The following is a 1,503-nucleotide window of genomic DNA, read 5'->3' on the forward strand; positions in this document are numbered from 1 at the left end:
TAGGAATTATACTAATTGACCTGATTTAAAGCTCTTTAGGGCATTTGAGGTATTTGTGGCATTAAAGCTGCAAAAGGAGAAAAAATTAGGCGCAGGCTTACTAATTTCCGCGAATTTTCCGTTTCCAAATGTGGTTCAGACTACCTTGCAGCTCCTCCTCCGCTTCTCCGCTCCTTCGCCTCCTCGCTTCTCCGCCCCTCCGCCCTTCAGAAGAAGCTTGGCAACCTTTAATGATCCGACCTTGAACAATTGAACTCTGAACCTTGAACAATTGAACAATTGAAAGAGCCAAGGCAAAAGGCAAAAGGAAAAAGTGTTTGAGCTTGGATGGTTTGGGAGTCCTGGTTTGATGAAGAAATGGAATTTTTTGTCCACTAATTACACTCCTGTCTGCCACAGGCAGGAATTTCACGAATTGGGTTGATTTAAGGCCGTTTAGGGGTCTTGATGTTTTGCTGTGATCAAAGCCATAAAGGGAAAAAAGAATTAGGCGCGGAGCTTTCGAATTTCCGCTAATGTTCCGTTTCCAAATGCGGTTCAGACAATCTTGGAGGTTCCCCTTCGCTTCTCCGCCCCTTCGCCCTTCAAAAAAAGCTTGGCAACCTTATCATGATCTACCCTGAACAACTGAACACTGAACAATTGAACATTGAACAATCCAAAGCTCTCCGGTCATATATGTTAACGGTTAAGAGTTAACGGTTAACGGTTAACATTTAACAACTGAACAATTAACACCTACCCCACCTCCCCAACCAGAAAGTCCTCCACTTCATTTACAATAAAAGGCAAATTTACCCAAGCTTAGTCTTTTATATTACGTTTTTACAATAGCATTGCCTTAAATTATACTCTTATAATAAGTTGGATATGTTACGAAATAAAGTCATTATGGTAGGCCAAGGCAGTATCGCTTTGGAGTTTGCTGAATATTTGGAAGATTATGGAAGACTTTTTCCTTCAGAAAATATCAATATTCTTGGCTATTTGTCCCTTCCAGGGGAGGAGGACAGGCTAGCAGACCGTTTTTTGGATTTGGGTTCGCCTTTGCTGCACCAACCTAGCTCGGATTACCTGTACATGTTGGGTTGCGAACCTAATCGATACCCGGATTTTATATTGGATCTTAAAAAAAGAGGTGCACGCTTTATTCGATTTGTCCATCCTGAAGCCAAGCTAGGCAGTAACGTCAGTTTGGGAGAGGGGGTACTGATAGGCCCCTTTGCTTATGTGCAGTCGGGGGCAAAATTAGGAGATTTTAACTTGCTGGAAATGTACAGCACTGTTGCTATGTTTGCGGTGGTAGGTAATTTCAACCATTTGTCACCAAAGGCTTATGTAGGGCCTGACTGTGTTTTGGGGACCTCCAATACCATTGGTCTGAATGCTAATGTGCCCAAGGGAAAATCTTTAGGAGATCAGAACCGGATTCCGGCGGGAGCATGTGTATGATGTAGGGGAGGATGGAAGTGGGATGTTGGAAGGCGGATTTCGGAAGTGGAT

1 protein-coding gene is annotated in these 1,503 nt (G+C 43.2%); it reads left to right on the top strand.

Annotated features, from left to right (window positions below; all coding sequences use genetic code 11):
• The first annotated feature begins 870 nt into the window (after positions 1–870).
• Positions 871–1,452 (top strand): LbetaH domain-containing protein, encoded by a 582-nt coding sequence (locus B879_RS20710; protein ID WP_009187180.1) that lies wholly within the window; start codon positions 871–873, stop codon positions 1,450–1,452.
• Positions 1,453–1,503: the final 51 nt, after the last annotated feature.

Origin of the sequence: Cecembia lonarensis LW9, assembly GCF_000298295.1 — a bacterium.
Lineage (GTDB): Bacteria > Bacteroidota > Bacteroidia > Cytophagales > Cyclobacteriaceae > Cecembia > Cecembia lonarensis.

Bases quoted from the DNA above. Each gene is read 5' to 3' on its own strand.
- B879_RS20710 (WP_009187180.1), top strand. From the start codon at position 871: ATGTTACGAAATAAAGTCATTATGGTAGGCCAAGGCAGTATCGCTTTG.